The organism is Patescibacteria group bacterium, from assembly GCA_041651155.1.
In the GTDB taxonomy this organism is placed as follows: Bacteria; Patescibacteriota; Patescibacteriia; order CAIXNZ01; family CAIXNZ01; genus JAPLYF01.
Window position 1 is genome coordinate 80,422 of the sequence record JBAZJU010000007.1, and the last position, 6,223, is coordinate 86,644.

Genomic DNA, 6,223 nt, shown 5'->3' on the forward strand with positions numbered 1-6,223 from the left:
TTTTAATTACTGAATGATTCCAAAAGAAATTATATATTGAATCCTCTAAACCACGGATTTAATTCACGGATAGGCACTGATTTTTGGGAATACAGAAATTATCCGTGCGATCTGTGAACAAAATCCGCGTTTCAATTCTCTTATGTTAACCAGACTAAATTCAGTCGCTGTCATTGGCTTAAACCCTCAATTAGTTGAAGTTGAGGTAGATGTTTCTATGGGCGATCCCCAAAAATTTTTTATTGTTGGCTTGGGCGATTTGGCTGTACAGGAAGCCAAAGAAAGAATACGCCTGGCAATTAAAAATTCGGGTTTCCCTTATCCCTGGGACAAGAAAAAAGTAATTAATCTGGCGCCAGCTGATTTAAAAAAAGAAGGGCCGGCCTATGACCTGGCCATGGCTCTGGGAGTCTTGCTCAATGAACTGGAATTAAAATTTAATTTAAATGATTCAATTTTTTTGGGTGAACTTTCCCTGGAAGGTAATTTACGGCATACTAATGGCATTTTACCAGCTGTTATTTTTGCCAAAGAACATAATTTTAAAAATATTTTTGTGCCCTGGATAAACAAAGAAGAGGCGGGCCTAATAAAAGGCATAAATATCTATCCGCTTAGAAATTTAACTGAATTAGTTGATCATCTGACTGGCAAAAATTTGCTTGTTGCTTACACAAACGAGAGCAATTATGAGAATACAAATTATGATGATTTTGAAGTTGATATGGCCTATATCACTGGCCAGGAACATTCCAAACGCGCCCTGGAAATCGCGGCCGCAGGCGGACACAATGTACTTATGTCAGGACCGCCTGGCGCTGGCAAAACTTTGCTGGCCAAAGCAGCGGCTTCTATTTTGCCTAAAATGCTTTTTGAGGAAATTCTGGAGGTGACAAAGATATATAGCGTGGCCGGTCTTTTGCCTCTTAATAAACCCCTAATCACCAGCCGGCCATATCGCGCTCCTCATCATTCAGCCTCAGCGATCTCATTGGTCGGCGGCGGCCGGATTCCTAAGCCAGGTGAAATCAGCCTGGCGCACCGCGGAGTTTTATTTTTGGATGAATTTACTGAATTCCCCCGCAAAGTTTTAGAAAATTTAAGACAGCCGCTGGAAGATGGCGTAGTTTCTATTGCCAGAGTTTATGGCACTCTCACTTATCCTGCGCGCTTTATTTTAATCGCCGCGCAAAATCCCTGCCCCTGTGGATTTGCCACTGACCCTGAACAGCGCTGTACTTGCTCTCCTAGCCAGATTATTAAATATCAACAAAGAGTTTCCGGACCGATTATTGATAGAATTGATCTGCACATTGAAGTCCCGCGTTTGAGTTTTGAAAAATTAACTGATCAAAAGGTCGCAGAAAGTTCAATTGAGATCAGGCAAAGAGTTGAAGCAGCCAGGATTACTCAGCAAGAACGATTTAAAGATCTAGGGCGGCTAACCAATAGCGAAATGCGACCTCAAGAAGTCAAAGAATTTTGCCGCATTGATAACCAGGGATTGGAATTATTAAAAAATGCTGTAAGCCAATTTCATCTTTCAGGCCGCGCCTATCATCGTATTTTAAAATTAGCCAGAACGATTGCTGATCTGGAAAATTCTGAAAATATTAAAACTCAACACTTGGCCGAGGCGCTGCAATATCGTTTTAACCGTTAAAACATTAGGCCTAAAAAACCCCCGTGCTGCAGGGGCTTTTTATATAGATGCAATTTAATTTTACTTTATATAGCTTAAAGGATTATAGACCTTGTTAAAAAATCTAACTTCAAAATGCAAATGAGGACCGGTTGAACGGCCGGTTGAGCCTTCAAGCCCGATCGCCTCCCCACGCTTAACGTTCTGTCCAGGTTTAACATAAATTGTTGTCATGTGGCCATATCTGGTCATTTTTCCTCCGCCATGATCAATGTCAACTTGATGGCCATAACCGGTATTTAAATATTTAACTACTGTCACAGTGCCATCATCAGCTGCCCGAATCGGAGTACCTGCGGGGCAAGCGATATCCACGCCGGTATGTCTCCAGTTAAAATATTGGGTGATGCGGCGACAGCCATTTGGCCAGAGCATTTTACCCTCGCTCGGTTCGGTTTCCACATAAGCTGGCCCTGTAAAAATTTGCTGAATTGGCGCCAGACGCGGCACACTGGCTGGAGGCGCAAAATAAGCTTGGCCTTCAGGTATTATTAATATCTGTCCTACCTGGATATCTCTGGCATCGGCTAAATTATTAAATTCAATAATTTTATTTTTATCCGCTTTATACTTTTTAGCAATCTTGTCTAAATTATCAGCCGCTACAACTTTATGCGAAACCCCATCGATTGGCAAAATAACTAACTTTTGGCCAGGCCTGATTAAACTTGTCTTGGTCAATTTATTTTCCCATAATATTGTCTGCATATTAAGGCCAAAATCAGTAGCGATTGAACCCAAAGTATCACCATCTTTTACAATATACTCAAGTGATTTATCACGTTGCGCTTGGGCTGCTGTAAGCGAAGAAAATTCAGGCTTAAGCAAGGCCGAGCCTTCTCCGCTTAAAAGAGAATCATTTTCAATCTGATTCAGATTAGGCTCGGGCAAAGCCTGAATTGATGGAGAGACAGCGCCATTACCTTCTCCCAAATAACTGGTAGTTGCTGGCGGCGCAACCTGGATAGTTTCTTCAACATAATCGCTTTCCAGATCACTGCCATTGGCTAAGGCAAATAAAATACTTTTTTCGCCATAATTTGCCGCCCTGGTCTGGCTGATAAAAAGATTAGTAAAACAAATAATAAAAGTCATTAAAACAGCAATAATATGCACAATATATTTATTGACAAATAAATAAATAGGCTTTATTTGCCGGGCTGGAAAAATTGATCTGACTATTTTATTTAAAAAATATACGAGCTTATAGCTATTTAAAAAAACATATTTATACAAAATAATCAGCATTTTTTTCAACGGCCAAGCCAAGGGCTTTAACAAATTAAAAAAGGACTTTATGATAAATTTAAAGCCTTTAATGATGCCCAATAAAATTCTGATCAGAATTAATTTAATTTTATTGCTAATAATTTTTTTCCTTTTCATCCAGCCAGGCATTTTCCCCAAAATTAGCTCTAAATTCAGTTATCCCGCCTTAAATAAAAAAATGCCTTAAAAGCAAGATGAATTATTACTCTTAATATACCAAATCATCCCAGAGATGTCAAAAATAAAGGGAATTAGTTTAGGGATTATGGTGAAGCAGTTCAGCTGCCATACCACGCGACAAGCCTATTTATTGTTAGCAGAAAGCGTTTGACAAAAACTTTTTACAAAGTTAAGATAAATATATCGTAAATTTTAATTATAATTATAAAACCTATGAATTCCAGCCTTATTTTCGCTTTAATTGCAGCCCTTTTAGCAGTTACCTATGGCGTAATCCTGATAAAAATTGTTTTAAAAATGCCAGCTGGCAATGAAAAAATGCAGGCCATTGCCAAAGCCATTCAAACAGGCGCCAAAGCCTATTTAAACAGGCAGTATAAAACCATAAGTTTGGTCGCTATTGTTTTATTTTTAGTAATAGGCTTTCTACTTGCCTGGACAACAGCTCTGGGATTTTTATTCGGGGCTATCCTCTCTGCTTTAACCGGTTATATTGGCATGAATGTTTCAGTCAGAGCAAATGTGCGTACTGCTGAAGCTGCAAGAAATAGTTTAAAATCAGCTTTAAATGTAGCGGTAAAAGGCGGAGCAGTAACTGGTTTTTTAGTCGTTGGCTTAGGTTTATTGGGAGTGACTTTATTCTATTTAATCTTCAAAGATTTGACTGCCTTAGTGGGTTTTGGTTTTGGCGGTTCTTTAATTTCTATTTTTGCCCGTTTAGGCGGCGGCATATATACCAAAGCTGCTGATGTAGGCGCCGACCTTGTTGGCAAAGTTGAAGCTGGCATACCAGAAGATGACCCGAGAAATCCTGCTGTGATTGCGGACAATGTTGGCGATAATGTCGGTGATTGCGCTGGCATGGCGGCTGATTTATTTGAAACTTATGCGGTTACGACCATTGCTTCCATGATTTTAGGCTCACTGCTTTTTAAGGGCTGGGAAAATGCGATTGTCTTTCCCTTGGTTTTGGGCGGTGTAGCAATTATAGCTTCTATTATTGGAAGTTTTTTTATCCGCTTAGGCAGTAAGAAAAATATCATGGGTGCTTTATACAAAGGTTTAATCGCTGCCGGTGTTTTAGCCGCCATTGCTTTTTATCCAGTAACAAAATGGCTGCTCGGCACTAATGATTTGTACAATGTAAATAATTTATACCTTGCTTCTCTGGTTGGCTTGGCTGTTACTGGCGCCATGGTTGCAATTACTGAATATTACACTTCTAAAAAATACAAGCCTGTTCAATCCATTGCTGCAGCTTCGCAAACCGGCCATGGCACAAATATTATTGCCGGCCTGGCAGTATCCATGAAATCTACTGGCTGGCCAGTCCTTGTTATTTCCGCGGCAATTTTAATTGCTTATGCATTGGCAGGTATTTATGGCATTGCTATCGCAGCTATGGCCATGCTCTCTTTAGCTGGCATAATCGTGACCATTGATTCTTATGGCCCAATCACTGACAATGCCGGCGGTATTGCGGAAATGGCAGACTTGCCAGAAGAAGTCAGAGCAATTACCGATCCCTTAGATTCTGTTGGCAATACAACCAAAGCAGTGACCAAAGGTTATGCCATTGCTTCCGCTGCTTTAGCCGCTTTAGTTTTATTTGCTGATTTTACTCATGCACTGGGCGATAATGTCCCATTTTTAATTAATGATCCCCGGGTTTTAGTCGGCTTATTTATTGGCGGTCTTTTGCCTTATTATTTTGGCGCCTTATGCATGCAAGCAGTAGGCAAGGCAGCTGGTTCCGTAGTTGAAGAAGTGCGCAGGCAATTTAAAGAAAAGCCAGGCATTATGCAAGGCACTGAACTGCCTGATTATGGCAAGACAGTTGATATTGTAACTAAAAGCGCGATTCACGAAATGATATTCCCTGCTTTAATTCCAGTCGTTGCTCCAATTCTAGTCGGCTTTATTTTAGGCGTTCAAGCTTTAGGCGGTTTATTAGTCGGTTCTATTATAACTGGAATTTTTGTGGCTATTTCCATGACAAGTGGCGGCGGAGCCTGGGACAATGCTAAAAAATTTATTGAAGAAGGCAATTACGGCGGCAAAAAATCTTTTGCCCATCAGGCTGCTGTAACAGGCGATACTGTTGGCGATCCGTATAAAGATACTGCTGGACCGGCGATAAATCCGATGATTAAGATTTTAAATATTGTGGCTTTGTTGATAGTGGGGTTATTGCTGAAATAGAATAAAGAATTTAGCCTGCCTACCGACTTTAGTCGGCGAAGGCCGAAGCTCAAAGAGCGGAGGTAGGAATATAGAATATAAAAAAAGCGCTCCGGTTTTCCGAGGCGCTTTTGAGTTCAAATAAGTTTGACAAGTTCCTGCCAAACCAAGTTTAAAAATGGTTTGGCTCTGGGGAAAATGGGATAAACTTCATTCTCCCTTGGAGGAATTAGGTCACAGCAGACTTTGACAGTAATAAATGGGATTTTAGAAAATGTAGCTTCTCGCGCCCAATCGAAAGTTTCCATATCAACCGCAGTTATATCAGGAGCCACTATTTTTCGCTCCTCTACGAAATGCGAAAAGCTTTGAAATTTTCCTTGGGTGAAGTAAATTTTCTTTTCAAGTTTTTTTAAGATCTGCGGTTCTGGTTTGCTAATTATTTCCTCCCCGAACTCTGATTTGTAACCATTGGCGACAATTATGTCTCCAGTTTTAAGGTTATCATCAACAAATGCGCAAAAACCAGTAAAAACTATAAAGTCTGGCCGCGATTGGGATAAAAGTTTTCGCATGGCTTGGCTGGCATTTTGGGGACCAAAACCAGATACTATTAATTTACCTTGATTTTTTTGGTAAGAATCTGGAATTTCAATATCCATGGCCACCATCAAAACTATACTTTTCACTGTATCCCTCCTATTTTTTGTTTTCAAGTTATATTTAAAACTACTATATTTTAATGTTTTTGTCAATACACCCATAACTGGGTTCAAAGGACTAGCGCAAAACTTTAAAATCATTTAAGGTTTTGCTATGAAAAACAAATATCATCGTTTAACCCTTGAAGAAAGGGAGGTAATAAGTAATGGGCTGTGGGCAGGTGAGACG

4 protein-coding genes are annotated in these 6,223 nt (G+C 40.0%); 2 read left to right on the plus strand and 2 right to left on the minus strand.

Annotated elements, in window-relative coordinates; genetic code table 11:
* The first annotated feature begins 142 nt into the window (after window positions 1-142).
* On the plus strand, window positions 143-1,663 hold the full coding sequence (locus tag WC460_05605; protein ID MFA5188809.1) for a YifB family Mg chelatase-like AAA ATPase: 1,521 nt from the start codon (window positions 143-145) through the stop codon (window positions 1,661-1,663).
* Between the two features lie 60 nt (window positions 1,664-1,723).
* On the opposite strand, the gene WC460_05610 is transcribed toward WC460_05605, so the two are convergent.
* On the minus strand, window positions 1,724-3,088 hold the full coding sequence (locus tag WC460_05610; protein MFA5188810.1) for a M23 family metallopeptidase: 1,365 nt from the start codon (window positions 3,086-3,088) through the stop codon (window positions 1,724-1,726).
* 276 nt (window positions 3,089-3,364) lie between these two features.
* Between WC460_05610 and WC460_05615 the strand changes: the two genes are divergently transcribed.
* A complete protein-coding gene (locus WC460_05615) occupies window positions 3,365-5,353 on the plus strand; it encodes a sodium-translocating pyrophosphatase (GenBank protein MFA5188811.1) in 1,989 nt (662 codons plus the stop codon).
* A 116-nt stretch (window positions 5,354-5,469) separates the two neighbouring features.
* Here WC460_05615 and WC460_05620 read toward each other — a convergent pair whose 3' ends face one another.
* Window positions 5,470-6,021, minus strand: a complete 552-nt coding sequence (locus WC460_05620) for a hypothetical protein (GenBank protein ID MFA5188812.1) — start codon at window positions 6,019-6,021, stop codon at window positions 5,470-5,472.
* Window positions 6,022-6,223: the final 202 nt, after the last annotated feature.

What these genes read in the sequence shown, in the direction of transcription:
- WC460_05610 (MFA5188810.1), bottom strand. Translation starts at nt 3,088, where the DNA reads ATGAAAAGGAAAAAAATTATTAGCAATAAAATTAAATTAATTCTGATC.
- WC460_05605 (MFA5188809.1), top strand. Translation starts at nt 143, where the DNA reads ATGTTAACCAGACTAAATTCAGTCGCTGTCATTGGCTTAAACCCTCAA.
- WC460_05615 (MFA5188811.1), top strand. Translation starts at nt 3,365, where the DNA reads ATGAATTCCAGCCTTATTTTCGCTTTAATTGCAGCCCTTTTAGCAGTT.